The sequence below is a fragment of the uncultured Flavobacterium sp. genome, from assembly GCF_963974175.1.
In the GTDB taxonomy this organism is placed as follows: domain Bacteria; phylum Bacteroidota; class Bacteroidia; order Flavobacteriales; family Flavobacteriaceae; genus Flavobacterium.
Genome location: NZ_CAXBBR010000001.1, coordinates 640,332 through 665,515, shown reverse-complemented (window position 1 = coordinate 665,515; position 25,184 = coordinate 640,332). Strand labels below are relative to the sequence as shown.

General features: G+C 33.4%; 27 protein-coding genes. 18 read left to right on the top strand and 9 right to left on the bottom strand.

The features are described 5' to 3' along the window. Positions 1-115: adenosylhomocysteinase (locus tag AAC069_RS02915; RefSeq protein WP_339919022.1), on the bottom strand; the 115-nt coding region annotated here is incomplete at its 3' end. 269 nt (positions 116-384) lie between these two features. Here AAC069_RS02915 and AAC069_RS02910 point away from each other — a divergent pair. Next, on the top strand, positions 385-1,029 hold the full coding sequence (locus tag AAC069_RS02910) for a 4'-phosphopantetheinyl transferase superfamily protein (protein WP_339919010.1): 645 nt from the start codon (positions 385-387) through the stop codon (positions 1,027-1,029). 172 nt (positions 1,030-1,201) lie between these two features. Here AAC069_RS02910 and AAC069_RS02905 read toward each other — a convergent pair whose 3' ends face one another. The 3 genes from AAC069_RS02905 to AAC069_RS02895 form a co-directional block, all read right to left on the bottom strand. Next, positions 1,202-1,585, bottom strand: a complete 384-nt coding sequence (locus tag AAC069_RS02905) for a group III truncated hemoglobin (RefSeq protein ID WP_339919009.1) — start codon at positions 1,583-1,585, stop codon at positions 1,202-1,204. Continuing rightward, positions 1,585-1,872 carry a hypothetical protein gene (locus AAC069_RS02900; RefSeq protein ID WP_339919008.1) on the bottom strand — a complete coding sequence of 96 codons (288 nt, stop codon included), beginning with the start codon at positions 1,870-1,872 and terminating at the stop codon, positions 1,585-1,587. The genes AAC069_RS02905 and AAC069_RS02900 overlap by 1 nt, the downstream gene beginning before the upstream one ends. A 78-nt stretch (positions 1,873-1,950) precedes the next feature. Beyond that, positions 1,951-2,547 (bottom strand): Crp/Fnr family transcriptional regulator, encoded by a 597-nt coding sequence (locus AAC069_RS02895; protein ID WP_339919007.1) that lies wholly within the window; start codon positions 2,545-2,547, stop codon positions 1,951-1,953. A 95-nt stretch (positions 2,548-2,642) separates the two neighbouring features. Here AAC069_RS02895 and AAC069_RS02890 point away from each other — a divergent pair, with 95 nt between their 5' ends. From AAC069_RS02890 to AAC069_RS02845, 10 genes are all read left to right on the top strand, one after another. Further along, positions 2,643-3,401 (top strand): geranylgeranylglyceryl/heptaprenylglyceryl phosphate synthase, encoded by a 759-nt coding sequence (locus AAC069_RS02890; RefSeq protein ID WP_339919006.1) that lies wholly within the window; start codon positions 2,643-2,645, stop codon positions 3,399-3,401. Next, a complete protein-coding gene (pnuC, locus tag AAC069_RS02885; RefSeq protein WP_339919005.1) occupies positions 3,398-4,021 on the top strand; it encodes a nicotinamide riboside transporter PnuC in 624 nt (207 codons plus the stop codon). Before AAC069_RS02890 ends, pnuC begins: the two co-directional genes overlap by 4 nt. Then, positions 3,982-6,093: a DUF4301 family protein gene (locus tag AAC069_RS02880; protein ID WP_339919004.1), complete on the top strand. Its 2,112-nt coding sequence runs from the start codon at positions 3,982-3,984 to the stop codon at positions 6,091-6,093. Before pnuC ends, AAC069_RS02880 begins: the two co-directional genes overlap by 40 nt. Positions 6,094-6,121: 28 nt before the next feature. After that, a complete protein-coding gene (arfB, locus tag AAC069_RS02875; protein ID WP_091083017.1) occupies positions 6,122-6,526 on the top strand; it encodes an alternative ribosome rescue aminoacyl-tRNA hydrolase ArfB in 405 nt (134 codons plus the stop codon). Positions 6,527-6,856: 330 nt separating this feature from the next. After that, positions 6,857-8,440 carry an ATP-binding protein gene (locus AAC069_RS02870; RefSeq protein ID WP_339919003.1) on the top strand — a complete coding sequence of 528 codons (1,584 nt, stop codon included), beginning with the start codon at positions 6,857-6,859 and terminating at the stop codon, positions 8,438-8,440. Positions 8,441-8,462: 22 nt separating this feature from the next. Further along, positions 8,463-8,819 carry a response regulator gene (locus AAC069_RS02865; RefSeq protein ID WP_339919002.1) on the top strand — a complete coding sequence of 119 codons (357 nt, stop codon included), beginning with the start codon at positions 8,463-8,465 and terminating at the stop codon, positions 8,817-8,819. A 287-nt stretch (positions 8,820-9,106) separates the two neighbouring features. Continuing rightward, positions 9,107-11,317 (top strand): TonB-dependent receptor, encoded by a 2,211-nt coding sequence (locus tag AAC069_RS02860; protein ID WP_339919001.1) that lies wholly within the window; start codon positions 9,107-9,109, stop codon positions 11,315-11,317. 233 nt (positions 11,318-11,550) lie between these two features. Then, the gene (locus tag AAC069_RS02855; RefSeq protein WP_339919000.1) at positions 11,551-11,739 is read left to right on the top strand and encodes a hypothetical protein; all 189 of its coding nucleotides are present in this window, start codon (positions 11,551-11,553) and stop codon (positions 11,737-11,739) included. A gap of 78 nt (positions 11,740-11,817) precedes the next feature. Then, positions 11,818-12,546, top strand: a complete 729-nt coding sequence (locus AAC069_RS02850; RefSeq protein WP_339918999.1) for a GLPGLI family protein — start codon at positions 11,818-11,820, stop codon at positions 12,544-12,546. 118 nt (positions 12,547-12,664) lie between these two features. Continuing rightward, entirely contained in the window at positions 12,665-15,334 is a 2,670-nt protein-coding gene (locus AAC069_RS02845) for a hypothetical protein (RefSeq protein ID WP_339918998.1), read from the top strand. Between the two features lie 3 nt (positions 15,335-15,337). On the opposite strand, the gene AAC069_RS02840 is transcribed toward AAC069_RS02845, so the two are convergent. After that, positions 15,338-15,757: a hypothetical protein gene (locus tag AAC069_RS02840; RefSeq protein WP_339918997.1), complete on the bottom strand. Its 420-nt coding sequence runs from the start codon at positions 15,755-15,757 to the stop codon at positions 15,338-15,340. Positions 15,758-15,920: 163 nt separating this feature from the next. On the opposite strand from AAC069_RS02840, the gene greA reads away from it, so the two are divergent. The 3 genes from greA to AAC069_RS02825 all read left to right on the top strand — a co-directional run bounded on the left by greA (position 15,921) and on the right by AAC069_RS02825 (position 18,187). Then, entirely contained in the window at positions 15,921-16,397 is a 477-nt protein-coding gene (gene greA, locus AAC069_RS02835; RefSeq protein WP_339918996.1) for a transcription elongation factor GreA, read from the top strand. A 155-nt stretch (positions 16,398-16,552) separates the two neighbouring features. Further along, positions 16,553-16,942 carry an HIT family protein gene (locus tag AAC069_RS02830; RefSeq protein ID WP_339918995.1) on the top strand — a complete coding sequence of 130 codons (390 nt, stop codon included), beginning with the start codon at positions 16,553-16,555 and terminating at the stop codon, positions 16,940-16,942. Positions 16,943-17,035: 93 nt separating this feature from the next. Further along, positions 17,036-18,187, top strand: a complete 1,152-nt coding sequence (locus AAC069_RS02825) for a transglutaminase domain-containing protein (RefSeq protein WP_339918994.1) — start codon at positions 17,036-17,038, stop codon at positions 18,185-18,187. An 18-nt stretch (positions 18,188-18,205) separates the two neighbouring features. On the opposite strand, the gene AAC069_RS02820 is transcribed toward AAC069_RS02825, so the two are convergent. Then, positions 18,206-19,354, bottom strand: a complete 1,149-nt coding sequence (locus AAC069_RS02820; RefSeq protein ID WP_339918993.1) for a HAMP domain-containing sensor histidine kinase — start codon at positions 19,352-19,354, stop codon at positions 18,206-18,208. Between the two features lie 187 nt (positions 19,355-19,541). On the opposite strand from AAC069_RS02820, the gene AAC069_RS02815 reads away from it, so the two are divergent. Next, positions 19,542-20,423 carry a flavin reductase family protein gene (locus AAC069_RS02815; protein ID WP_339918992.1) on the top strand — a complete coding sequence of 294 codons (882 nt, stop codon included), beginning with the start codon at positions 19,542-19,544 and terminating at the stop codon, positions 20,421-20,423. A 21-nt stretch (positions 20,424-20,444) separates the two neighbouring features. Next, positions 20,445-20,816 (top strand): DUF3127 domain-containing protein, encoded by a 372-nt coding sequence (locus AAC069_RS02810; RefSeq protein ID WP_091083051.1) that lies wholly within the window; start codon positions 20,445-20,447, stop codon positions 20,814-20,816. A gap of 59 nt (positions 20,817-20,875) precedes the next feature. On the opposite strand, the gene AAC069_RS02805 is transcribed toward AAC069_RS02810, so the two are convergent. Then, positions 20,876-21,607 carry a phosphatase PAP2 family protein gene (locus tag AAC069_RS02805; RefSeq protein ID WP_339918991.1) on the bottom strand — a complete coding sequence of 244 codons (732 nt, stop codon included), beginning with the start codon at positions 21,605-21,607 and terminating at the stop codon, positions 20,876-20,878. 69 nt (positions 21,608-21,676) lie between these two features. Between AAC069_RS02805 and aat the strand changes: the two genes are divergently transcribed. Both aat and AAC069_RS02795 read left to right on the top strand, forming a co-directional pair. Continuing rightward, complete coding sequence (gene aat, locus AAC069_RS02800) at positions 21,677-22,321, top strand: leucyl/phenylalanyl-tRNA--protein transferase (protein ID WP_339918990.1); 645 nt, start codon at positions 21,677-21,679, stop codon at positions 22,319-22,321. Next, positions 22,318-23,112: an MOSC N-terminal beta barrel domain-containing protein gene (locus AAC069_RS02795; RefSeq protein WP_339918989.1), complete on the top strand. Its 795-nt coding sequence runs from the start codon at positions 22,318-22,320 to the stop codon at positions 23,110-23,112. Before aat ends, AAC069_RS02795 begins: the two co-directional genes overlap by 4 nt. Here AAC069_RS02795 and AAC069_RS02790 read toward each other — a convergent pair. Both AAC069_RS02790 and thiH read right to left on the bottom strand, forming a co-directional pair. After that, positions 23,109-23,819: a HesA/MoeB/ThiF family protein gene (locus AAC069_RS02790; RefSeq protein WP_339918988.1), complete on the bottom strand. Its 711-nt coding sequence runs from the start codon at positions 23,817-23,819 to the stop codon at positions 23,109-23,111. The two genes, AAC069_RS02795 and AAC069_RS02790, sit on opposite strands and share 4 nt — an antisense overlap. A gap of 188 nt (positions 23,820-24,007) precedes the next feature. Beyond that, positions 24,008-25,120 carry a 2-iminoacetate synthase ThiH gene (thiH, locus tag AAC069_RS02785; RefSeq protein ID WP_339918987.1) on the bottom strand — a complete coding sequence of 371 codons (1,113 nt, stop codon included), beginning with the start codon at positions 25,118-25,120 and terminating at the stop codon, positions 24,008-24,010. Positions 25,121-25,184 lie beyond the last annotated feature (64 nt).

Here is a 25,184-nt window from a genome sequence, read left to right as displayed (position 1 = left end):
GTGCCATTAAACCTGGCATTTCAGCTTCTGCTAATTCAATTTCTTTTCTTCCCCAGGCCGCTAGAGAGATATCTTTTACTTTGAAAGCCACAAAAGGCATAGTTGTAGTACTCATTTATAGTATATTTGTATTGTATTTTTTTGCAAATTTACGGAATAACTTATGATTTAAAAAGGATTCGCTTATATTTATGAATTGTTTAATAGTGTAATCTTTTAAAAATCAGTAAAATAATAATTAAAATACCCTTTAGCTTCATTTTCAGGAGCTAATCCCGCTGTTCACTATATCTTTTTATCTGGAACTTGTTTTGGTAACCAGAAACTATTTGCAAGATAAAAAGGATGCTGTTTCCATCGGGGCTATGAAATCAAGTAAATACCATGCCTTTACACAAAACGATACACTTTAGTTCCACAACACAAATTTTCGTTTGGGAAATCACTGAGTCCTTTGAGCAATTAAACAACGAAGTGCAACTAAACGAGAAAAACTGTATTCGCCTTGAAGGAATGAAGTCAGAAATGCATCAACGTGGTTTTCTAAGTGTTCGCAAACTATTGCAAACAGCCGGTTATACTGATTTTGATTTGTACTATGATGAATTGGGGAAACCGCACCTCAAAGATGACAAATACATTTCCATTACCCATTCCCATAATTTTTCGGCCATTATTGTGAGTGATGAAACAGTAGGAATCGATATCGAATTGCAACGAGATAAAATAATCCGTATTGCCGATAAGTTCGTCGATGAAGAGTTTGTCTATTTGGATAAAAATGATTTAGACGCCTACGTTAAAAAACTTACTGTCATTTGGGGAGCTAAAGAAGCCATTTTTAAAATCCGAAACGAAAAAGGAATCAGTTTTAAAGACCATATTAAAGTACAAGCTTTTCGTTTAGATGATATTAAAGCGAAGGCTGAACTTCATTTTGATGGTATAGTTATCGATTTTGAATTGTTTTATGAAGAAATTGAAGGTTTTGGACTTGTTTATGCTTTTCAGAAAGAGAGTGGGGAATAGAGGTTAGAAAAAAGAACTAAGAGAGTGTAGCTACGCTTTTCAAAATTCTAATTTCCACAAAACTTATATGATCTTATATTTCTTAAATGTTTAAATTACTTTAAACATCAATAAAGTAAAAAAGCCACGTAAAGCAAATAAACTTATATGGCTTTATTAAATAAAAACCGCCCTAACTTCTGCTTTTAAACATTCCCATATAGATAAAAGTCCCCATTTTTCTGGCTCTACGTTTCAGAATGTCAACATTTTCGCCTTCAAAAAGTTCATCTAAAGTTTGCGCCCAATAGTTCAACCAGATTCCAAATTCGTTCGGGCCTATTTTTCCTCCAAAATGTTCGTCAACTTTTACGTGAGCTTTCAACGGATCGCCTTTGTACATTTTACCGCCAAAAAGATTCATCTCCCAAAAATCAGTTAGTTTTTCTAGATGTTCGTCCCAGTCTTGAATCATATCGTTAAAATAAAAAGCAATTTCTTCATCAGCTCTTATTTTATTGTAAAAAGTATGAACTAATAGTGAGAGGTCTTCTCGGTTTTCAATTAGTTTTTTCATTAGAAAATAATAACGTTAAGAAAAATTAATATAACACTTAAAAATACACTGCTAATAGTAAGGTTTAGGATGGTTTTATGAGTCATTTGTGCTAGAATTGATGTGTTTACAAGCATGCAAATCAATACAACAACCGCTAACTGCACCATTTGTAGCACGCTTGTTCCGTTTTTAAGAATATTCATGGCGGCAATAGCGCCGAGACAACTTTGTCCAATAATAATTAATGTTGCGAAACCAATAAAATTGGTGTTAAAATCTGCTAATGTGTTTTTGTATAGTGTCATGATAATTGAATTTTTTGTTGTGACAAATTTACCACCACTTCACTTCAATTATTTATGACATAGGTCATAAGGGCACAATTAGCGATATACTTTTCGATTGATGATTTTCAATTCTCCTTTTTTTTCTAATGTTTTAATAGTTCGGATAACAGTCTCTACTCGAAGGCCTGTTAAGTCCCCAATTTGTTGTCGCGTCAAATCAATAGCATATCCGTTTTCATCTTTTTTGAAATTAAGATATGAAATCGAATAATCAAATAATTGCAGGAGTCGGTGTTCAGAATCATGAGTCGAAATCTCGGCTGCCATAACCGATTTGTAATGCAGACGTTGTGCTAAAACCTCAATTATTTTAATAGAAACCGAGGGGTTTTCATTGATTAATTTCAGAAAATTGTTTTTTGAGATGCAGAGCAATTCAGAATCTTCTACTGCTTCGGCATTAGCAGGATACGTTCGGTCTAAGAATAAAGGAGGTTCGCCAAAACTCTGATTGGCATAAAAAATACCTTGAATAAACTCCCGACCTTCATCATTATAATTATTCATTTTTACGGCTCCTGAAGTAATTTGATAGTAGTGCGTAGCCAGATGGTCTATCTCAAAAATAATTTCCGACTTTTTGTATCGCTTTCGTACTGCATCATATTTTTCAAGTAATTCTATTTCAATCATGGTTTTGTTTATGTTGCATTTTAGAGTTCTAAAACAAAGAAATACTTTGTCAAAGTAGTACTCGTTTTCAAAAAACTTTTACTTTTACGTTCATTATGAGAAATAAAGATAGTACTATATATGATCAGATGCGTCAGGCGAAGTCAGAAAAACGTAAGTTACTGGCTATTCTTCTTGATCCAGACAAGATCGTTTGGGAAAATTTAGACAATCTAATTTCGAAAATCAATCAATCTCCGGCAACCCATGTTTTTATTGGCGGAAGCCTTGTAGAAACTAATAGAATTGATGAATTAATTATTCGATTAAAACATAAAATCAATTTGCCGATGGTACTTTTTCCGGGTAATCCATCACAGATTTCAAAAGAAGCCGATGCGATTTTGTTCTTGTCCTTGATATCAGGAAGGAATTCAGATTATTTAATAGGACATCAGGTAAAAGCAGCGCCAATTCTAAAACAAACTCAGCTCGAGATTATTTCAACAGGGTATATTTTAGTAGATGGTGGAAACGAAACTGCAGTAGAACGAGTAAGTCAAACGAAACCCTTGGATAGAAACAATTTAGATTTGGTACTTGCAACGGCCCAGGCGGGCGAGATGCTAGGTAGTAAATTAATTTATCTTGAAGCAGGAAGCGGTGCAAAACAGGCAGTTCCTCTTGAAATGATTGATTTAATCTCTAAAAACACTGAAATACCTTTAATTGTTGGTGGCGGAATTGTAGATTTACTCGGAATTAAAAATGCCTATGATTCTGGAGCTGATGTAGTAGTCATAGGAACTGCTTTTGAAAGAGATTTTGATTTCTTTGAAGCGGCTAAACAACACCTAATCGAAAATAAAGAATGATTGAGTTTTTTCTAAACGCATACAAAGATGTTTCTACAGCCCACATTATATTGGAGTTCATCGCCTTTGTATTCGGGATTTTAAGTGTGTGGTACGCCAGACAGGAAAATATTTTAGTATATCCCACCGGATTAGTTGCGACAATAATTTCAGTATACCTTCTTTTTATTGCGGGTTATCTAGGGGATATGATGATTAATGGGTATTTTACCATAATGAGTATTTATGGCTGGTATAAATGGTCTCGAAAAACAGAAGACAGCGACAATCTACCAATTACAAGAACCAATACCAAAGAAAAAATAATAGGTATAGGATTGTTTTTTATTACAATTTTTGTAGTTTTCGGTATTTATAAGGTTTTTGATTATCAAATAAACACAGACAATTATATTGATATTATCGCCTCCGGAATATTTTTTACCGCGATGTGGTACATGGCTAATAAAAAAATAGAAAACTGGACCCTTTGGATTATTGGGGATCTAATAGTAACACCTTTGTATGCTTATCGCGGATTGGGGATGTTATCGTTACAATATTTAATTTTTACAATTTTAGCTATTTCAGCCTATTTAGAATGGAGAAAAATCTTAAACAAGAGCAATCTGCAATTATAAAAATTGCCATGTTTGGACCAGAAAGTACTGGGAAAACAACTTTAGCGATTCAACTTGCCGATCATTATAAAACGGCTTGGGTTCCCGAATTTGCAAGGGACTATTTGCAAGAAAAATGGGATGAAAAGCAGCAAATTTGCGATATTGATGATATGCTGCCCATTGCTTACGGTCAAACTAAATTAGAAAATCACGGCCAGTCAGTTGCTGATAAGTATTTGTTTTGCGATACAAATTTAATGGTGACTAAGGTTTTCTCAGAAGTATATTACAACTACTGTGACCCTGCATTAGATAAAGCTGCCCAAGAACATAAATATGATTTGTTTTTTCTTACGGACATTGATGTGCCATGGGAAAAAGATGATTTAAGAGATAGGGCCGAAGGGCGAGATGCTGTTTTTGGGTTGTTTAAAAAATCATTGATTGAAAACAACAAACCATTTATAACACTTTCTGGTGATAAGAATCTCCGACTGGAAAAAGCAATTTCAATTATTGATGATTTGACAAAGGTCAAAGAAATGGGTCTGTCTTCGCTTGATTTTGTTCAAATTTATCAGCATGGAATACCAGTCGAAAATATCAAAAGGCAATTAGCGATTTTTAAAAACGGAATTCCTAAAATGCAACTAATTTCAGCTGCTACATTCAATAAGGGAATCGTAAAATTTTCAGAAAAAGAATTTTCAGAAAAAGCCGCTTTTTTTGATCAAGAGAAATCGAAGTTCAAATTACTAAAGTTTGTTCCTGCCTCAGGTGCTGCTAGTAGAATGTTTAAATTTTTGTCGGTCTTTTTGTCTGATTTTAAAATTGGAGAAGAGACAATAAACGCCTACATCAATAGAAAAAAAGACACTGATCTGGCAGTGTTTATTGTGGGTATGAATAAGTTTGCTTTTTTTAAGACGATTGATGAACAGTTAAAGAAAGTTTACCCAGGTTTTGACAGGCTAGATAGAGATTATAAAAATTATTGTTTTATAAAAATGATATTAGATCCTCAATATTTTGATTTCGCTAATAAACCAAAAGGGATTTTGCCTTTTCATAAATATTATGCAAATATCGCTTCTCCTATAGAAGAACATTTGTATGAGTGCGGTTATTACGCTAGTTCAAACGGAAAATCAAATCTTCATTTTACAGTTTCAAAAGAGCATCAGTCTGACTTTCAAGAAATCATTAAAAAGACTTTAGAAAGAGTTGAGACAGAGACAAAAAACTCAGTAGATATTTCATACTCCTATCAGAAAAAAAGTACTGATACTATTGCTGTAGAAGAAACGAATGCTGTTTTTAGAAACAATAAAGGGGATTTAGTTTTTAGACCAGGTGGACACGGTGCTTTAATTGAAAATCTTAATGCGCTAGACGCAGATATTATTTTTATCAAGAATATTGATAATGTAATCTTGCATAATAATGATGCAATAGCCTTGTATAAAAAGGGGTTAGCAGGGGTTTTATTAGAAGTGCAAAGTCAAGTTTTTGACTATTTAAACATAATAGACTCTGGTGAAATAGATGCTAATAAAGTGGCTGAAATAGCTGCTTTTTTAGATGATAAATTAAATGTAAAATTGCCTGAAAATTTTGGTTCTTTTACATTTGAAAATCAAATTACAGCTATTAAAAACACCTTAGATAGACCGATACGAGTATGCGGAATGGTTAAAAATGAAGGAGAAGCTGGCGGAGGACCATTCTGGGTAAAAGACGAAAATGATAAAGTGTCATTGCAAATAGTAGAAACATCTCAGATAGATTTAAACGATAGCAATCAAAGTAGTATTTTGAATAGTGCGACTCATTTTAATCCGGTTGATTTAGTATGCGGGATCAAGAACTATAAGAATGAAAAATTCGATTTGACTAAATTCATTAACAACAATAGTGGTTTTTTGGTAAAAAAGACTACTTCTGGAATAAATATTAGAGGGTATGAATTGCCAGGACTATGGAATGGTGCGATGGCTAATTGGTTAACTATTTTTATAGAAGTTCCTTTGCTTACTTTTAATCCAGTTAAAACGGTAAATGATTTGTTGAAAAATGCCCATCAAGAGTAATGCTGCTCAATATGTAAATTAAACCCAGATGGATATTCAGAAAATTATAAGTGAAGTTAATTATAAAGCGGTTCGCAGTAGTGGAGCTGGGGGACAAAATGTAAACAAAGTCTCTTCCAAGGTTGTCTTGACTTTTGATGTGGAACATTCACAAGGATTAAGCGAGGAAGAGAAAGAATTGCTAAAAGTGAATTTGTCTTCGAGATTAACCACGGATTTTAGTTTGATTTTAAATTGTGATGAAGATCGCAGCCAACTCAGAAACAAAGATATAGTTACTAAACGTTTTTTGGAAATCATCAAAAAAGGCTTGGAGGTTCCGAAAATTAGAAAAGCAACAAAAATTCCTAAATCTGCGATACGAAAAAGGATTAAAAACAAGAAAAACGTGTCACAAATTAAACAAAATCGCCGAAAACCAGATTTAGATTAACTAAGGTCAGTATGGCTAAGGTTATCAAGTCGAACTTAGATTAGAAAAACCAGAAAAGAAAAAGAGGTAGTTTTTATTTTTACAGTGTAATTAGTAATTTAAAAATGAACAGTTTAATTATATTCGTAGCGTTAAAACAAAGAAATGAAAAGAAAGTTGAAGCAAATATTTAATAAATTGTTAAAGATTAAGACACTTAAAACCTCGATTTTTATCCCCTTTTTTTTGTTTGCTTTTGTATTTATATCTGTATCTCTAATAAGTATTTATGTATTGCATAAAAAAGTAATACAAAAAGAAGTCTCGTTTGAATATGAAAATATTGACACTATGCTTAAGGATAAAATTCAATCTGAAGCATTAAGTCTAGGATTGTATATTGATCGGTTAAGTGTAAATGATTCTTTGGTTCGGGCATTTAAAATGAATGACCGTGATTTATTTCAAAAAGTTTCAAAGTCGTATTTCAAAACAACGGACTTCGACTTAAAGCCTGATTTGCTAAATTTCATTTCAAATGATGGAATTGTTAGGTTTAGAAGCCATCTCCCTAATGAATATGGACAAAAAGTAACCCAACAATTTATATATAAAAAAGCACTTAGTACCGGAACGAGTTTTTTTCATATCGGTTCAGGAGTTTATTCCAATGTTAGTTTAAAAGTAATTGTACCGGTGCGTGATACTACTCAAAAAGTGGTAGGCTATATAGTTGTAGGGAAAGATTTTTATAAAATATTGGAACAGGTTGCTAAGCAGACCCATATGGATTTCCTTTTTTTTTCTAAAGTAAATCCATTAAATTTAAAACTAAATATAAATAAAATTGAAAATTTTGGTTCCTTTAAAAAAGGGAAAGATAATTTATTTTTAGAATGGTCAACTCTTCCTAAAAACACGAAAATTTCTAAGGATATAATTGAAACAAAAATAAAATCAAATGCAATAACTTCTATAAAATTGAATGGTATTGATTATCTATCAAAATCATTACCATTGATTGATTTTGATGAAGCAGAGTTTGGTAACGTTTTTGTTTTACATGACAATTCAATTCATTTTGATGATTTGAAGAAAAGTACTGTCAATTTAATTTTGATTTCGGTCTTGATGATAATGGTTTTGTCATTAATTTTTAATCGTATTCTTAATAAAGTTAGTAAAAACTTATTCGATAAAAATCAAAAATTGATTTTAGAATTAAAAAGAAGGGTGATAGCTGATAAAAAGTTGATTGAAAACAATAATGAATTAAAACAATTGACATTAATTGCTTCTCATGATTTGAGGAGTCCTTTAACTAATCTGGAGGGGTTGCTGGATCTTTTACAAAATGGTGATGATGGTCCTGAGTTTAAGTCTTTACTAATTGAGAATGCCAGTTCTAGTGTCGAATTGATGAAAAACACAATAGATAGTTTGACAACTATTATTAGACAAAAAGAAAGCTTTTTACAGGAAAGTATAGCAGAGCAAAGTATTGAATCTGTATTCAATAATGTGATTTTGCAACTGAAATATCTTATCGATGAAAAGCAGATAGTGATAAAGTCTGATTTTTCAGAGTGTCCTACTTTTTTAATTGCTCATATTCATTTAAAGAGTATTTTGTTAAATATTGTAAGTAATGCTATTAAGTATGCTTCAGAGGATCCAGAGATAACAAGTTTTATTGAGATTACTACCAAAATAGATTCAGAAACTAGGTCAATTGTAATTAAAGATAATGGCATTGGGTTTGACTCTAATTTTCAGAAAGAAAAACTTTTTAAACCTTTTAAACGTTTCCATCATGAGAAGGCAGGGAGTGGAATTGGGTTGTATTTAACGAAGCTAATTATTGAAAATTATAATGGTAAAATCCAAATTGAAAGTGAAATAGGCAAAGGAACAACAGTGAAAATAGATTTTTAAATAGGGGAACCCAAATTTTATATTGATTGATGACGATAAAATCATGTTGTTTTTAATTGAGTTTGAAATTAAAAAACATTTCGATAGCAGCGCAATAGCTAGTTATGTGAGGTCTGATGTCGCTTTTAATTTTATTCATGATCACCATAATGAGTTAAAAGATACGGTAGTTTTATTGGACTTAAATATGCCAGTTATGGACGGTTTCCAAGTATTAGAAAATTTAAAAAGTGTTTCGCATAAATTAAAAGTAATTATTGTTACAAGTTCAATGTCTGATGAAGACAGGGAAAAAGCCATGGACTATTCTTTTGTGCAGGGCTATATTAATAAGCCACTTAAAGGTTTGGAATTGAAAAGAATACTTGCAAATATTTAGAAATCAGTAGTTAGCTAGCATAAAAGAATGTTTTTTAAAGGAGGCAGTATTAAATTATAATTTCATGTTTGATTTATGAAATTTTTAAGATTATATTTGCATCGTCTCAAAGGGGTGCTCTAAATAACGAGCTGAGATCATACCCAACGAACCTGAGCAAGTAATGTTGCTAAGGGAAAAAACGACACAATTATAGAGTGCACGCTATTATTTTGCCGTAGGAAACAATCATTTATTAATTTAACAAAAAGAATAATTCCCCCTTTTATTCGTAATCTTTTTTACGGATGAATACTATTTTTATTTTTTCTCGCCACAAAGGCACAAAGACGCAAAGTATACCTTTTTTGATGTCTCTTTTCTTCTCTCTCTTTTCTTTTCTCTCTTTTGCACAAGTTAAAGACACTACCTCCGTTAATCAGCTGGATGAGGTATTGGTTTCGGCTGTTCGAGTAACGACAAAAACACCGGTTAGTTTTAGCAATTTAGACAAGAAGGATATTAAATCTCGAAATTTAGGACAAGACATTCCTATTTTGATGAATTATTTGCCTTCAGTTGTTACTACTTCTGATGCTGGAAATGGAGTAGGCTATACTGGTATTCGTGTTCGTGGTAGCGATGCTACTCGTGTGAATGTAACAATCAACGGAATTCCTTATAATGATTCTGAAAGTCATGGAACGTATTGGGTAAATATGCCTGACTTTGCTTCTTCGATAGAGAGTTTGCAGCTGCAACGCGGTGTTGGAACATCGACAAATGGATCTGGTGCTTTTGGCGCAAGCCTAAACATGCTTACGGATAGTTATGCTAAAGAAAGTAATGGCGAAATCTCTAATTCTGCTGGGAGTTTTAATACCAGAAAGCACACGGTTAAATTTAGTACGGGTTTAATTGACAATCATTTTGAAGTGGCAGGACGTCTTTCTGTTTTAAAATCAGATGGTTATATTGACAGAGCCTCTTCTGATTTGAAATCTTATTTTTTACAAGGAACTTATGTGGGGAAAACGACCTTGATTAAAGCATTGGCTTTTGGAGGCACCGAAAAAACCTATCAGTCTTGGAATGGTTTAGAAGATTTGGATTTGCTAAAAAACGACCGGACTTTCAATACTGCTGGAATGTATACAGATGAGGTTGGAAAAACTCGGTTTTATGATAATGAAACAGATAATTACCAACAAGACCATTATCAACTGCATTGGAATGAAAAGGTATCCACAAACTGGAGCACAAATTTAGCTTTTTATTATACCAAAGGGAAAGGTTATTATGAGAATTATAAAGAGAACGCAAAATTCACGGCTTATGGATTTACTCCTGTTGTGATAAATGGAGCTACAATTAACAGAACAGATTTGGTTCGTCAAAAATGGTTGGATAATGATTTCTACGGAACTACATTTTCGGCTAATTATAAAAATGAGAAGTTGGATGTGATTCTTGGTGGTGGCTACAACAAATACGAAGGAATTCATTTTGGTAAAGTAATTTGGGCACGTTATGCTTCAACAAGCGAATTAGGAGATCGCTATTATAGTGATGATGCAACTAAAACAGATGGAAACATTTTTGCGAAAGCCAATTATCAAATTACTGATAAACTAAGTTTATTTGGCGATTTACAATTGAGAAACGTACAGTATAAAGCTAATGGAGCTGAAACTGGAATTGTTAATGATAATTTCAACTTCTTTAACCCCAAGGCAGGTTTGAATTTTGAAATCAATACTAACAATGCTTTGTATTTTTCTTATGCTAGAGCCAATCGTGAGCCTAACAGAACCGATTATGAAAATGGTAGTCCAAGACCAGAGAAGTTAAATGATTTTGAATTGGGATTGCGCCATACTACTGAGAAAGTAAAATTCAATGCTAATGTGTATTATATGGCCTACAAAGATCAATTGATTCTTACAGGAGCATTAGATGACGTAGGTGCCCCTGTTCGTAAAAATAGCGGTGATAGTTATCGTTTAGGTCTTGAGCTTGATGCTACGATTGCAGTATTGGATAACTTGCTTGTCAGACCTAATGTAACTCTAAGCACTAATAAAAACAAAGATTTCTACTTTACAAGAGATGGAGTTTTGACCGCTTTAGGGAATACAAATATTGCTTATTCTCCAGATATTATTGTTGGGAATGCCATTACTTTTTTACCGGTAACTAATTTCCAAATATCGTTTTTGTCTAAGTTTGTTGGTGAGCAATACATGGGAAACATAGATTCTGAAGGATCTAAATTGAAATCATACTTTGTGAATGATTTGAATGCTTCCTATGAAATTAAACCTAAGTCAGTTTTCAAAGCTATAGTGTTGTCTGTGTTAGTAAATAATATTTTTGATTATAAATATATTTCTAATGGTTATTTTTATACCTATGACGATGATTATTCTAATCCACCGGCAGTAACAACAATTGAAGGAGCTGGTTATTATCCACAAGCGGGAATTAATTTCCTTATCGGCTTAACGTTGAAGTTTTAAATTTTTAATTCTTTTTATTGCAAAAAATCCTGACGGTATAGCTGTCAGGATTTTTTTTGATTCAGCAAGTCAATAAACGGAATACACTTGTTAAATAATTGTTAAAAAAGTAAGGTAGTTCTTTATATTTTTTTTTTTTTTTTCATTTATATTTGTAATGGTTAACCAAAAAAACTATTTGTAAATTTAAACCAGAATTAAAAATGAAAAAATTAGTATTTACCGCTCTGGCAGTGGTAGCGTTTAGTGCAACAAGTTTTGCAGAAACTCGAGAAGTTAAAGTAGATGAAATTTTGTTCACTGAGTGTGAAGATTGGGCAATGGACCAAATGGCACTTCAAGATCCAGGGGACCAATTGCCACCTGAAGAGGCTCACGATAATTACAGATCATTGGTAGAGAATTGTGATAGAAACACGTAGTAATAAAAATTTAAAATAGCAGATGTGGATTTAAACAAAATCATTTAGCAGCTGCTTTTTTTTAATATAAGTTTAATTATGAGAAATAAAATTGCGTTTTTTTGTTTATATATGTTCTCGTTTTATAGTGGATATTCGCAAAACTTATCAGGAATAGTTGTTTACAAAGTCGTTTCGGAAAGTCCTTACGACAACGCGGAAAACGATGAAAGAGGAAAAAAAATGGTGGAAGGAAGACTGGCTAGTCTTGCTAAGCAAACATTTTTATTAGAATTTATTGCTTCAAAATCAAAATTCGTTCGTAATAACAGCTTGTCTATTAATGACGATAAAGGAGAACAGCTTTATGATAAAATGGCTACGAGCTACTATTCAAGTTCTTATGATTATTATTTGGATAATAGTGCAGGCGTAGGAATGTTTAAATATAGTAGAGACGGTACACTTGTTACACAACAGGTCACAGAAAAAGAATGGGATATATCTACTGAAAGTAAAAAAATAGGGGACTATTTATGTTATAAAGCGGTATATCTTAAAAAATATATGGGAAGAGATGGTAATATGAAAACATTGCCCATTACGGCGTGGTTTGCCCCGAGTTTACCCTACAGGTATGGTCCCAAACAATATTATGGTTTACCTGGATTAATTTTAGAACTGCATGAGTTATACGGTGTCTTTTTAGCTAGTGAGATAAAAATTGGGGAAGAAAAACATTTGTCGATTGAGTTTCCGAAAGGAAAAACAATTACTGAGGAGCAGTATAACGAGAGAGCAGCTGCATTTATTATTAAAAGTAAATAGTTTTTATTTTTGATAATCGCTACACTACTGTAACCAAACATGATAATTTTTTTAATTACCATTACATAAAAAAAATACCCAAGGAGATAATAAAAAAAGTAAAATCAACTTAAAATAAATGCATAGAATTCACCTCTTTTTGCTTTTTTTTTCAACATTATCCTTTTCTCAAACCCATACCATAACCGGTGTGGTTTCTGATGATATCAATAAACCGCTAGAATCAGCTAATGTCATTGCGAAACCTTTGCGGCAAAAAGCGAGTCTTAAATTTGCCATTGCAGATAACAAAGGTCGATATCGTTTAGAACTCGACAAAGAAGTCAAATATGAAATCACGGTTTCTTATATAAGTTTTGTTGAGGAAATGTTTGTATTAGAACCCAACTCAAATATAATCACGCACGATTTTAAACTTAAGGCAACTGGCGAGCAACTCAAAGAAATTGTAATCAAGCATGAGTTCAAGCCCATTATCATAAAAAAAGACACCTTGATTTTTGATGTAAAAAGTTTTGCCAACGGTAACGAACGCAAAATGAAAGAAATCCTAGAAAAACTGCCAGGAGTTGAAGTTGATAAAAACGGGGGAGTGACAGTGCAAGGAAAAAAAGTAACCAAAATGCTGGTAGAAGGCAAATCTTTTTTTGGAGGAGGTACCAAGTTAGCGGTTGAGAATATTCCGGCAAATGCACTTGATAAAATTGAGGTCATAGACAACTTTAACGAAGTGGGTTTTATGAAGCAAGTTTCAGATAGTGACGACTTGGCGATAAATGTAAAGCTGAAAGAAGATAAAAAGAAATTTGTTTTTGGAGATCTTGAGGCTGGCGCAGAGGTTGGGAATGCCGATAATGGTTTTTATCTGGGGCATGCCGCCTTATTTTATTATGCGCCAAAAACCAATTTGAGTGTTATAGCTGATGTGAACAATATAGGGAAGCGAACCTTTACGTTTAGTGATTTAATGCGTTTTGGAGGAGGAATGAGTTCGTTTCTTTCGGGCAGAAAATCATTGACTAATTTGTACTCGTTTGCGAATGACAATACGAATGTAGTGCAAAATAAATCGCAATTTGGAGCCGTAAATTTCAGTTATGATGCCTCAACAAAGTTAGCCGTTTCCGGTTTTGGTATTTTTTCTAAAGTTTTTACCGCTTCAAGAACCGAGAGCAACAACGAATATTTGAATAACAACAGCATTGCTTTCGAAAATAAACTACAAAGCGGTAGTAATGAATCTGTATTAGGACTTGGGAATGTGAAGTTAGATTATTCGCCCAATAAAAAAGAAAAATGGTATTACAATGCGCAATACCAATCGAGTACTAATGATTTAATAAGCACCATAAACTCCATCACGTCTGTTAATTCCAGTCTTTTTGAAACGATTAGCAAAGCAGACAATACTTCAGCCAAGCAATTTGTGGAGTGGCATAAAAAATACAATTTGAACCATACGACTACTTTTGTCGTCAATCACGCCTACGATAACAATAGACCACAAAAAAATTGGTTTTCGGATCAGCCATTTTTGTCAGGATTAATTCCCCTACAAGATGATTTGACCTATACCATAACTCAAATAAAGAAGGTAAAAACAAATAGTGTCGATGCCTTGTTCAAGCATTATTGGATTATTAATGATGTTAATCATCTCTATACCAATATAGGGAATAATTTTGGCACTTCTCGATTTGATACTTCCACTAAGCAACTGCTAACTAATGGGAATGAGAATGATTTTGCCAAAGCTGGCTTTGGTAATAACCTGAGATATCGTTTAAACGATGCTTTTGTAGGTCTAGAGTATAAGTTTAAAATTGGGAAATGGACCAATAAGCCCGGATTGTATTTGCATTGGTATGATTTAACGACAGAACAAAAAATGGAGGAGAGGTCGTTTTCAAAAACTCTGTTTCAACCACAGTGGAACAGTGATTATGAATTTAGTAAGTCAGAGTCTTTAAATTTCGTGTATAAGTTAGAAAACAGTTTTCCTGAAGTAAGTCAATTAGCAAATCAATTTAGCTTGCAAAATTATAATTTAGTTTATAAAGGAAATGCGCTTTTGCAAAATGAACAATACCATTCTTCGAGTTTGAGGTATTCAAAAATGAATTTTTACCGCGGAATTACTTGGGACGGAATGGCTAGTTTTAACAAAAAAGTCAACACAATTCGGAACGAAATTGAATTAGAAGGCATCAACCAGTTCAATACGCCTATACTAAGTGATAATCCTGAAACCAATTACAATGTTAACGGGTCTTTCACAAAAAAAATATACCGATTTCGTCTGAAATTAAATACACGTTTGAGTTGGTTTAATTATTTTCAAACATTGAATAATGCCACAACTTCTAGTGACAGAAACAATCAAAAAATCGGGATATTATTGAAAACAGCGCATAAAAAATGGCCAGGTTTCAGTATTGGTTACACCAAAGGATTTAGCCAGTTTTCAGGTTTAACAAAATCGAACTTTCAAACAGATGCCTTAACGGCTGATGCCGACATCACTTTTTTCAAATTCTGGACTTATAAATTTGAATATGAAAATTTGAAAAATACAAATAACAACAATCAAAGTAATTTTTATGATATAGCTAATACTTCATTGCGCTATCAAAAGAAAAATAGCCCGTTCGGTTTTGAACTTTCGATTAATAATCTATTCGACAATAAAGTCAAAAACGATTATTCTTTTTCAGATTACTTAATCAGTGAGAGAAAAACATTTATACTACCGAGAGTAGTTATGTTTTCAGTAAGTTATAAGTTATAGTCTTTAATTATAAATCCTTAGGACATTTCCGTTAACTTCCACACGATATTGTTTTAAAGGATATTGCAATCCAGTTTGACTTAAACCAGTAAACAGACTGTATTCTGTGCTGTCGCATGGACAAGCCACGTTAATGCCTTTTAGGGTCATATTAGAACAAGAGCTTAAAGCTTGATTAGGACAAGCAGCGTCGAATGCATTGTAGCCACTTCCGGTGTTGAAAATATAAATCCCCTTTGCGCCAACACCAGCATAATACACGGCATTACTAGGGTATTGAAGGTTAGAATAGGCAGGCAAATTCATGTTGATATCTATGGTAAATGTATAGTTAGGCAGATATGGGTTTTTATTGTTAAAACCACTGTCGCTGCAGGCAAAGAAGAGGGGTAATAGTACGAGTAGAATAAGGTATTTTTTCATTATTTAAAATAATTTGAAAGTATTAGCGAAACAAATTTAATTTATTTAACTTTGAATTAAATATGATTAACATATAATTATAGACTACAAAAAATAAAAGTATCTTTGTGGAAAGAAATCCCGTCCTGATGGGATTTTTTCTATTTACATAAACGATGAAACTATGAGCGCAATATCTTACTATACGGCAGAAGGATTAAAAAAATTGAGAGAAGAATTAGATTATTTGAAAAGTGTGATGCGTCCAAAAGCATCCGCAGATATAGCTGAGGCAAGAGATAAAGGCGATTTGTCTGAAAATGCAGAGTACGATGCGGCAAAAGAAGCACAAGGAATGCTTGAAATGAGAATTGCTAAGCTAGAAGAAGTACATTCTAATGCGCGACTGATTGATGAAACACATCTTGATGTGTCTAAGGTGTTGGTTTTATCTAACGTTACAATCAAGAACCAATCTAACGGAATGGAATTGAAATATAGACTTGTTGCTGAAAGTGAAGCAGATTTAAAAACTGGAAAAATATCAGTTACTTCTCCTATTGGAAAAGGATTGCTTGGTAAAAAAGTAGGTGATATAGCCGAAATTACAGTGCCAAATGGTGTGCTGCAATTTGAAATCATGGAAATCTCTCGTGACTAGCTAAGTATTTAGTTTTGAGTGTTCAGTCGCAGTCTGCATTCATTAATATACATTCATACATAATAATAAGCAATCTACTTTCCCATTTGAACCTCTCCTTTGGAGGGTTCTGATAGTTATCGGGCGGGAAGAGGATTAATCTAAATTCTTAAAAAATGAGTTCAATATTCACTAAAATCGTAAACGGAGAAATTCCATGTTACAAAATTGCTGAAGATGATAATTATTTGGCTTTTTTGGATGTAAATCCAAATGCAAAAGGTCATACGTTGTGCATTCCAAAATTTGAAATTGATAAGATTTTTGATATGGACGAAGCACACTATTTAGGATTGATGCATTTTGCAAGAAAAGTGGCTATAGCATTAGAAAAAACAGTTCCTTGCAAAAGAGTTGGTATGGCAGTTGTGGGTCTTGAAGTTCCGCATGCACATGTTCATTTGATCCCACTTAATGAAATGGATGAAATGCGTTTTCAAAATAAAGTGTCATTAACTACCGATGAATTTGAAACGCTGGCGAATAACATTAAAGCTAATTTTTAGTTTTATGAAAAGGTAAGACACAATAAATTGGTATGGTTTTCGTATAAATAGAAGGAGCTTAAGCAAATTTTAATTTTAGAATATTCCAACCCAATGAAAAACTGTTATTTATTTACGATTTTACTATTATCATTGGTAAGTTTTGCCCAGAGCAAACCACAATATCTTCTAATTGACGAGCAAATCTCAAAAATGCCAGTCCGTTACAGCAATTCCACTGATAACATTGCTCATTATATAAATTCTAATTTTAAAACAGCCGACGATAAAATTCGGGCTGTTTTTTATTGGACTGCATCGAACATCGTTTATGATATAGACAATATGTTTACCCAAAGTCATATTGAATCATCCGAGGATAGAATAATAAATACACTTAGAACCCGAAAAGGCATTTGTAGTAACTACACTGAGATATTTAACGACATTGCTATTAAAGTGGGTGTAAATACAGTGATTGTTAGCGGCTACACAAAGCAAGGAGGGAAAATTAGTTCTCTTTCACATGCTTGGTGCGCCTCTGAAATTAATGGTAAATGGTTTGTTTTTGACCCAACATGGGGAGCAGGATATATAGACAAAGGACGATTTGTAAAAAAAATAGATGATAATTATTATAAAGTTGAGCCAGAAAAAATCATAAAATCGCATATGCCATATGATTATATGTGGCAATTTCTTAATTATCCTATTAACAATAAAGATTTCTATGAGGGTAATGCGCAAACCAATAAATCACAAAAACCTTTCGATTATAAGTATCAGATTTTAAAATGGGAATCGCTACCGGAGTACGATAGACTAATCTCTTCCTCAAAACGAATAGAGGAGAGCGGAATAGGTAACAAGATGATTTTAAATAGTTTGTTATACAATAAAAAGAAGATCGAATACTTAAATCAAAAGAAAGAAGTCAACGAGTTAACTTCCGTTTTCGAATTATATCAAGAAGGGGTGACGGAATTAAATAAATTTATAGCCTACAGAAATAGACAATTCAGACCGCTAAATTCAGATGATGAACTACAAAGAATGATTCTCAGTCCGTATAATAAGTTGCTGATTTGTAAGGAATCTTTGAGAAAGTTGGATAATGGCAGTGAAAAAAATCGAGCAAATATAAACTCTTTAAAAAAGTCATTAGATGCCGCTTTACGAATGACAAATGAGCATAAATCTTTTGTGATGCAATATTTGTCGAAATCCAGAAATGTACGGGAAACGTTATTCTTCAAGCAAACATAGATTAAAGTTGATCTGAATTTAAGATGCTTTTTTTAAGGTAATCTGCATCGTTGTCCCTTTTCCTATTTCTGAACTTAATACTTTTATGGACCCTTTATGGTATTCTTCGACAATTCTTTTTGTTAAAGAAAGTCCTAAACCCCAGCCTCGCTTTTTGGTTGTGAAACCAGGCTCGAATACGGTTTTAAATTGCTTTTTCTGAATGCCGTTACCGCTGTCTTTAACGGTTATTTTTACTGAATCATGATCCTGCTCTATTTTTAATGATAGCTTTCCCCTTCCTTTCATCGCATCAATGGCATTTTTGACTAAATTTTCAATCGTCCAGCTGTGTAATGTTGGGTTGAGCATGGTGTAAATAGGTTCCGAAGGACCTTCGAAAGTAAATTCAATTTGTTTAGAAAAACGAGATTGCAAGTAGTTATAGGATTGTAATGTCTCTTCGACAATATCTCTATTTTCTAATACCGGTTCCGATCCTATTTTCGAGAAACGTTCCGTAATAGTTTGTAATCGCTCTATGTCTTTTTCGATTTCCATAGTTGTGGATTCTTCGACGTTGTCAGCCTTTAGAATTTCAACCCAGCCTATCAGTGAAGAAAGTGGTGTCCCAATTTGGTGTGCAGTTTCTTTTGCCATTCCCGCCCAAAGTTTGTTTTGAGTTGCTATTTTCGTACTTCGATAAAAATAATAGACTAAGGCAGAAAATAAAACAATAATGAGTAATAAGGCGATGGGGTAATATTTCAGTTTATTCAATAATGCCGAATTTCCGTAATACAACTTTTGAAATTTTCCAGGATCATATTCAATTACAATAGGGTCATTTTCATTTTTTAAATCTGATAAAAACGCAGTCGCTCTCGTATTGTCCTCTACAATTACTTCGTCGATATTAACGGTATTGATGATGCTGTCATTTTCGGTAAGGATAATGGGGATTGAAGTGTTGTTACTGAAAATTTGAAGAGGGAGTTCAACATCAGTGTTTTCACCCGCATTAATCAGTGTTTTTTGAGCTTTTGCCCAAAGGTTCATTTTTAAACGTTCTTCATTTTTGAATATTTGAAAAAAGGTATAGGTATTCCAAAGAATCAGTGAAATTATCAAAAATGAAACAAAAATAATAATCCAACGAGTCGTGTTTTTTCTTTCAGAAAACTGCATAAACGAGATTTTGAGGTATAAATATAACGAAATATAAACACTATTATTTTAGTTCTCAATACAAAGGAAAAAAAATATTTTGTGGGAATGTTTTTTGGGATTAAATAAGAGGACGCTCTCTTTTTAAACTTAAACCATTTACTTACTTTTGTAAATCGAGGAACTAATTAAGTGAAAATAAAATAGTATGATTAGCATTGATCCAAAAAGTATAGAAACAGCTAAGTTGCAAGGATATCTTCAAGGTTCTGTAGGACCTAGGCCCATTGCTTTTGCGAGCACCATCGATAAAAATGGAAATCCAAATGTATCTCCTTTCAGCTTTTTTAATGTTTTTAGCGCGAATCCGCCTATTCTTGTTTTCTCTCCAGCAAGACGCGTGCGCGATAATTCGGTTAAACACACTTTAATTAATTGTGAAGCGACAGGAGAAGTGGTTATTAATGTCGTAAATTTTGACATGGTACAGCAAACGTCTCTTGCAAGCACAGAATATGCTGATGGTGTAAATGAGTTTTTAAAATCAGGATTAACGCAAGTTCCTTCTGATATCGTAAAGCCATTTCGAGTAAAAGAGTCGCCTGTACAATTTGAGTGTAAAGTGAATCAGATAATTCCATTAGGAAGTGAAGGTGGAGCTGGAAATTTAATCCTTTGTGAAGTTGTGCGAATTCATATTAATGAAGCAGTTTTAGATGCTAACGGGGCGATTGATCAGTATAAAATTGATCTAGTTTCCAGGTTAGGAGGTAATTGGTATTCACGATCAAATCAAGGTTTGTTTGAGGTGCCTAAGCCTTTATCGACGCTTGGAATTGGAGTAGATGTTATTCCGCGTCACGTTAAGGAAAGCCATATTTTTGATGGAAATGATTTAGGTAAATTAGGAAACATAGAAGCCTTGCCTACCCCAGAAGAAGTTAGTATATTTGTAAAACAGAATTTTTCTGTGAAAGGAGTTTTAAGCTCTGATGATCAGGATAAGCTGCATTTAGAGGCTAAAAAATATCTAGATGAAGACGATGTTCTTACCGCATGGAAAGTACTTCTGGCCCAAAAACAAGAGTAAATAACAATTAAAATAACGAAGATGGAAGTTACAGGAAAAATTAAAGTTGTTAATCCAGAACAACAAATTAGTGCCGCGTTTAAAAAGAGAGAATTAGTTGTTACAACAGAAGAACAATATCCTCAACATATTATGATTGAGTTTACTCAAGATAAATGTGATTTATTAAACAATTATGCAGTTGGTGAGCCAGTAAAGGTTTCAATCAATTTAAGAGGTAGAGAATGGGTTAATCCACAAGGAGAAACTAAATATTTCAATAGCATACAAGGATGGAGAATTGAGAAAGCAGGAGTTGAGCCACAAGCGCCTTCAGCACCTATGCCTACTGCTCAAACTTTTGCTCCGGCAACAAACTTAAATGAAGACGAACCAGATGATTTGCCTTTTTAATTTATAGTACAGTATAGAAAAGGCCCTGATTTATCAGGGCTTTTTTGTTTTATATAAGTTTAGAAATTGGGTTGTATAAGAATTCCTAAACCGTTAGTTTTTCCGAATTGAGGATATACAAATGCCGAGGTACTTTTCTTTCGGCCAAATTTAATTGCCTGGAAAGGATTGTAATTAGAGACTATAATTCCAGAAAGTAATCCAATTCCGGCTCCTGCTAATACATCAGATGAATAATGCCTATTATTTGCAATTCGTAAGATACCGGTAGTTGTTGCAAATATAAAACCACTACTAGCATACCAAAAATTGGAGTCTTTATATTCTTGAAATAACAACGCTGCATTGGTAAAGGCAATGGCAGTATGACCCGAAGGAAAACTAAGATTGTTTGAGGCATCCGGTCTTTCCTCTTTTACTAAATTTTTAGTGATCTGTACAACGGCTAATGTTAAAGAATTAGCAATAACAATATCGACTGTTTGGTGTAAAACTGTATTTTTAGGTTTGAACCCAATGTATCTTCCAGCGTATATTTGAGCTACTGGTACCAAAGGCGTAAAGTTGTCTATTTTAGAATTAAACCCAATTCCAAAAAAAGCATTAGATTTTTCTTGGATGCTATTATTTTGACTAGAATTTAATAGAAATATACCACCGGTCAAAACAGCTGCTGGCACAATAAAGTTCTTGTAAGATAGTTTTTTATTGATTGCTAAACTATCAATTTTTTGACCGTACATTTGTGAAATAAACAGTACTAAAAGAAAAAGGGTTGATAATTTTTTCATTTTTAAAATATTCAAAATAAATAAGTTGTTTCAAATTTAGTAGTTAGTTTTATATTTAAGTTTAAAATCATGTTTTATTTATCTCAAGAGTTGTTTTTTCCTCCAGTTTCTGAAACTAAGTCGCATGGTATCGTTGCCCTGGGAGGAGATTTGTCTTCAGAGCGTCTTCAATTAGCTTATAAAAGCGGTATTTTCCCGTGGTTTGAAGATGGGGAGCCTATTACTTGGTGGTCACCTGATCCCAGAATGATTTTGTTTCTAGATGAGTTAGTAGTTTCTAAAAGTATGCGAAACGTCCTGAATCGAAATATTTTCACAATTACTTTCAATCAAAATTTTAGAGACGTAATGGCTAATTGTCAGCAAATAAAACGTGACGGACAAAATGGAACTTGGATTACTAATGATATGATTGAGGCGTATTGTAAACTCAACGAATTAGGAATAGCAAAGTCAGTCGAAGTTTGGCAAAATAATGAACTTGTTGCCGGATTGTACGGGATTGACTTAGGTCATGTTTTCTGCGGCGAAAGTATGTTTTCTAAAGTTTCGAATGCTTCTAAAGTTGCATTTATTACCTTAGTAAAACACTTGCAGCAAAATGATTACAAACTGTTAGATTGCCAAGTCTATAACCCGCATCTAGAAAGTTTAGGATGCCGCGAAATTGATAGAATCGATTTTATGGAATTATTGAAAAAAGACCAATTATGAAAAGTACCCATATTGTAAAGGAATTGTTTGTTTATCCAATAAAAAGCCTTGCTGGAATAAGCATCCAAAGTGCAAAAGCGCAAGAAATGGGGTTTGAATATGACCGAAGATGGATGCTCATTGACGAAGAAAATCAGTTTATAACGCAACGGGAGCACCCTGATTTAAGTCAGTTTTATCCGAAAATAATTGATGGTAAAATTGAAATTACAAATCTTGGAAAAACACATTCCTTTTGTATAGATGAAAGTTTTGAAAAGCCTATTTCTGTTAATGTTTGGGATGATGAGTCCAGAGTGGTTGAAGTAAATAAATTATCATCTGAATGGTTTAGTAACCAACTAGGTTTTAAATGTAAACTTGTAAAAATTATAAATAACGGCGATAGAAAACATAAAAGCACAAAACTCAATACTACGTTTAATGTAAGTTTAGCGGATGGTTATCCGTATTTATTAGTGGGAAGTGAAAGTTTAAATAATTTAAATGAAAAACTGAAAGACAAAATAGGTATAGAAAGATTCCGACCTAATATTGTAATTTCAAGTACAACTGCTCATGAAGAGGATTCTTTTGATCAATTTCAAATTGGAAAAGTGAAGTTTCAAAATGTAAAGCCTTGTGGTCGATGTATCATGGTAAATAATAACCCAGAAACAGGTCGCGTCACAAAAGAACCTTTGCGCACTTTAAACACCTATAGAACAGTAAATAATTCCATATTGTTTGGTGTAAATATTGTTTGTCAAAATTCAGGGGTAATAACTGTGGGAGATGTTTTAGAGTTTTAGAAATTCAGTTTAGTAAAACTCCAATCTAAAGTTTTAAATAAAACCAGTTCATTTCTTAAACTCGGCAACCCGATGATTAATTTCAATGTTTCATGCGCCATCATCGTGCCGATTATTCCCGGTAAGGTCCCTAGCACGCCATTAAAACTACAATTAGGCACGTCTTTAGGATTTGGTGGTTCAGGGAATAAATCGCGTAAATTTTTACTTCCTTGATGGTTGAAAACAGCTAGCTGCCCTTCAAAACCTAGGATACTTCCATATACTAAAGTTTTGCCCAAAGCCACACAAGTATCATTGACCAAATACCGTGTGCTAAAATTATCGGAACCATCGACCACAATATCAAATTTAGAAATGATTAGCGACGCATTATTAATGGTCATCTTCTCTTCAAAAGGCAAAACTTTAATTAACGGATTCAGTTTTTCAACTGTAGCTTTTGCAGTAGTAGTCTTTGGTAATCCTACTTGGTCTTCGTTGTATAAAATTTGACGATGTAGGTTGTGAATTTCGATTATGTCAAAGTCAACTATTCCAATAGTCCCCACGCCGGCCGTGGCAATATATTGCAAAATAGGACAGCCTAAACCACCAGCACCAATAACGAGAACCTTTGCTTTTTTTAATTTTGCTTGTCCTTCATCACCAATTTCGGCTAAAATAACTTGTCTGTTGTAACGTAAAAAATCTTGTATAACGCTCATTTTAGTTCTTAGTAAATAGTTGGTTATTCCTTAGTGAAAAAGTCCTTAAGTGTATAGTTCTTAGTGAATGGACTTAAGTAATTAGTGTATTTTTTAGTTTTGTTATCGTGGTTTCATTGAATCATATGTCAATACGTCCGTTGTCACCAACAATCTGCAATCAAAATTCGTTAATTAAAAATCTACAATCATTTGTAGCTTCTGTCCCAATCTTTCCAAACCGGTTCATAACCTCTAAACGTAATAATCTCGGTGATTTCGGCTACAGAGCGCTCGTCACTAATTTCAAATTGTTCCAGCGATTGTGGATCGACCACATAACCACCAGGATTAGTTTTAGAACCCGCACTCATGCTCGTCGTTCCAATAGGAATAATGTTGTTTCTGAACTTCTCGTTTTCCCGAGTCGAAATCGAAATCTCCAAATCTTCATTCCACAATCGGTATGCACAAATGAGTTGGGTTAAATCTTTATCATCCATAATAAAGTTAGGAGGAACTGTTCCTTCGGCAGGACGTAATCTCGGGAACGAAACCGAGTACTTAGTTTGCCAGTATGTTTTTTGTAAGTAATCTAGATGCAACGCATTAAAAAAACTATCCGTGCGCCAGTCTTCTAATCCAAGTAAAACACCCAATCCTATTTTATGAATACCTGCTTTCCCAATACGATCTGGAGTATCTAAACGGAAATTAAAATTGGATTTCTTCCCCTTAGTATGGTACTTTTTATACACTTCTTGATGATAGGTTTCTTGATATACTAATACTGAATAAACACCCGCTTCATGCAGACGTTCGTATTCTTCTTGTGAAAGCGGTTGCACTTCAATAGATATAGTCGAAAAGTCGTTTTTAATGACCTCAATCGCATTCAGGAAATAATTAATATTCACCGTATAATTAGCTTCTCCAGCGACTAACAAAACATGATCAAAACCTAGTTTTTTCAAAACTTCCACCTCTTGCTTAATCTCCGAGTCCATCAAAGTTTTGCGTTTGATTTTGTTATCCAAACTAAAACCGCAATAGGTACAAATATTTTGGCATTCGTTGCTCAAGTACAAAGGCGCATACATCTGGATGGTTTTTCCAAATCGCTTCTTAGTCAATTCATGGCATTCTTGTGCCATTTGTTCTAAATAGGGTTGCGCCGCAGGAGAAATCAACGCTAAAAAATCATCTAGATCTCTCTTGGATTTAGAAAGAGCTTGCTCAACTTGCTTCGAGGTACTAGCGTAAATTTTGGTTTGGATTTCATCCCAATTGTATTGTTCAAAAATAGATTTGAATGTTTTCATAAGCTTAAACGCAAAGTGCGCTATTTTTTTTTCGCAAGGTTCGCAAAGCCTGGCGTGCTTAGCG

Coding starts and splice junctions, on each gene's coding strand:
- AAC069_RS02910 (WP_339919010.1), top strand. CDS start 385: ATGCCTTTACACAAAACGATACACTTTAGTTCCACAACACAAATTTTC.
- AAC069_RS02905 (WP_339919009.1), bottom strand. CDS start 1,585: ATGAAAAAACTAATTGAAAACCGAGAAGACCTCTCACTATTAGTTCAT.
- AAC069_RS02900 (WP_339919008.1), bottom strand. CDS start 1,872: ATGACACTATACAAAAACACATTAGCAGATTTTAACACCAATTTTATT.
- AAC069_RS02895 (WP_339919007.1), bottom strand. CDS start 2,547: ATGATTGAAATAGAATTACTTGAAAAATATGATGCAGTACGAAAGCGA.
- AAC069_RS02890 (WP_339919006.1), top strand. CDS start 2,643: ATGAGAAATAAAGATAGTACTATATATGATCAGATGCGTCAGGCGAAG.
- pnuC (WP_339919005.1), top strand. CDS start 3,398: ATGATTGAGTTTTTTCTAAACGCATACAAAGATGTTTCTACAGCCCAC.
- AAC069_RS02880 (WP_339919004.1), top strand. CDS start 3,982: ATGGAGAAAAATCTTAAACAAGAGCAATCTGCAATTATAAAAATTGCC.
- arfB (WP_091083017.1), top strand. CDS start 6,122: ATGGATATTCAGAAAATTATAAGTGAAGTTAATTATAAAGCGGTTCGC.
- AAC069_RS02870 (WP_339919003.1), top strand. CDS start 6,857: ATGCTTAAGGATAAAATTCAATCTGAAGCATTAAGTCTAGGATTGTAT.
- AAC069_RS02860 (WP_339919001.1), top strand. CDS start 9,107: ATGAATACTATTTTTATTTTTTCTCGCCACAAAGGCACAAAGACGCAA.
- AAC069_RS02850 (WP_339918999.1), top strand. CDS start 11,818: ATGAGAAATAAAATTGCGTTTTTTTGTTTATATATGTTCTCGTTTTAT.
- AAC069_RS02845 (WP_339918998.1), top strand. CDS start 12,665: ATGCATAGAATTCACCTCTTTTTGCTTTTTTTTTCAACATTATCCTTT.
- AAC069_RS02840 (WP_339918997.1), bottom strand. CDS start 15,757: ATGAAAAAATACCTTATTCTACTCGTACTATTACCCCTCTTCTTTGCC.
- greA (WP_339918996.1), top strand. CDS start 15,921: ATGAGCGCAATATCTTACTATACGGCAGAAGGATTAAAAAAATTGAGA.
- AAC069_RS02830 (WP_339918995.1), top strand. CDS start 16,553: ATGAGTTCAATATTCACTAAAATCGTAAACGGAGAAATTCCATGTTAC.
- AAC069_RS02825 (WP_339918994.1), top strand. CDS start 17,036: ATGAAAAACTGTTATTTATTTACGATTTTACTATTATCATTGGTAAGT.
- AAC069_RS02820 (WP_339918993.1), bottom strand. CDS start 19,354: ATGCAGTTTTCTGAAAGAAAAAACACGACTCGTTGGATTATTATTTTT.
- AAC069_RS02815 (WP_339918992.1), top strand. CDS start 19,542: ATGATTAGCATTGATCCAAAAAGTATAGAAACAGCTAAGTTGCAAGGA.
- AAC069_RS02810 (WP_091083051.1), top strand. CDS start 20,445: ATGGAAGTTACAGGAAAAATTAAAGTTGTTAATCCAGAACAACAAATT.
- AAC069_RS02805 (WP_339918991.1), bottom strand. CDS start 21,607: ATGAAAAAATTATCAACCCTTTTTCTTTTAGTACTGTTTATTTCACAA.
- aat (WP_339918990.1), top strand. CDS start 21,677: ATGTTTTATTTATCTCAAGAGTTGTTTTTTCCTCCAGTTTCTGAAACT.
- AAC069_RS02795 (WP_339918989.1), top strand. CDS start 22,318: ATGAAAAGTACCCATATTGTAAAGGAATTGTTTGTTTATCCAATAAAA.
- AAC069_RS02790 (WP_339918988.1), bottom strand. CDS start 23,819: ATGAGCGTTATACAAGATTTTTTACGTTACAACAGACAAGTTATTTTA.
- thiH (WP_339918987.1), bottom strand. CDS start 25,120: ATGAAAACATTCAAATCTATTTTTGAACAATACAATTGGGATGAAATC.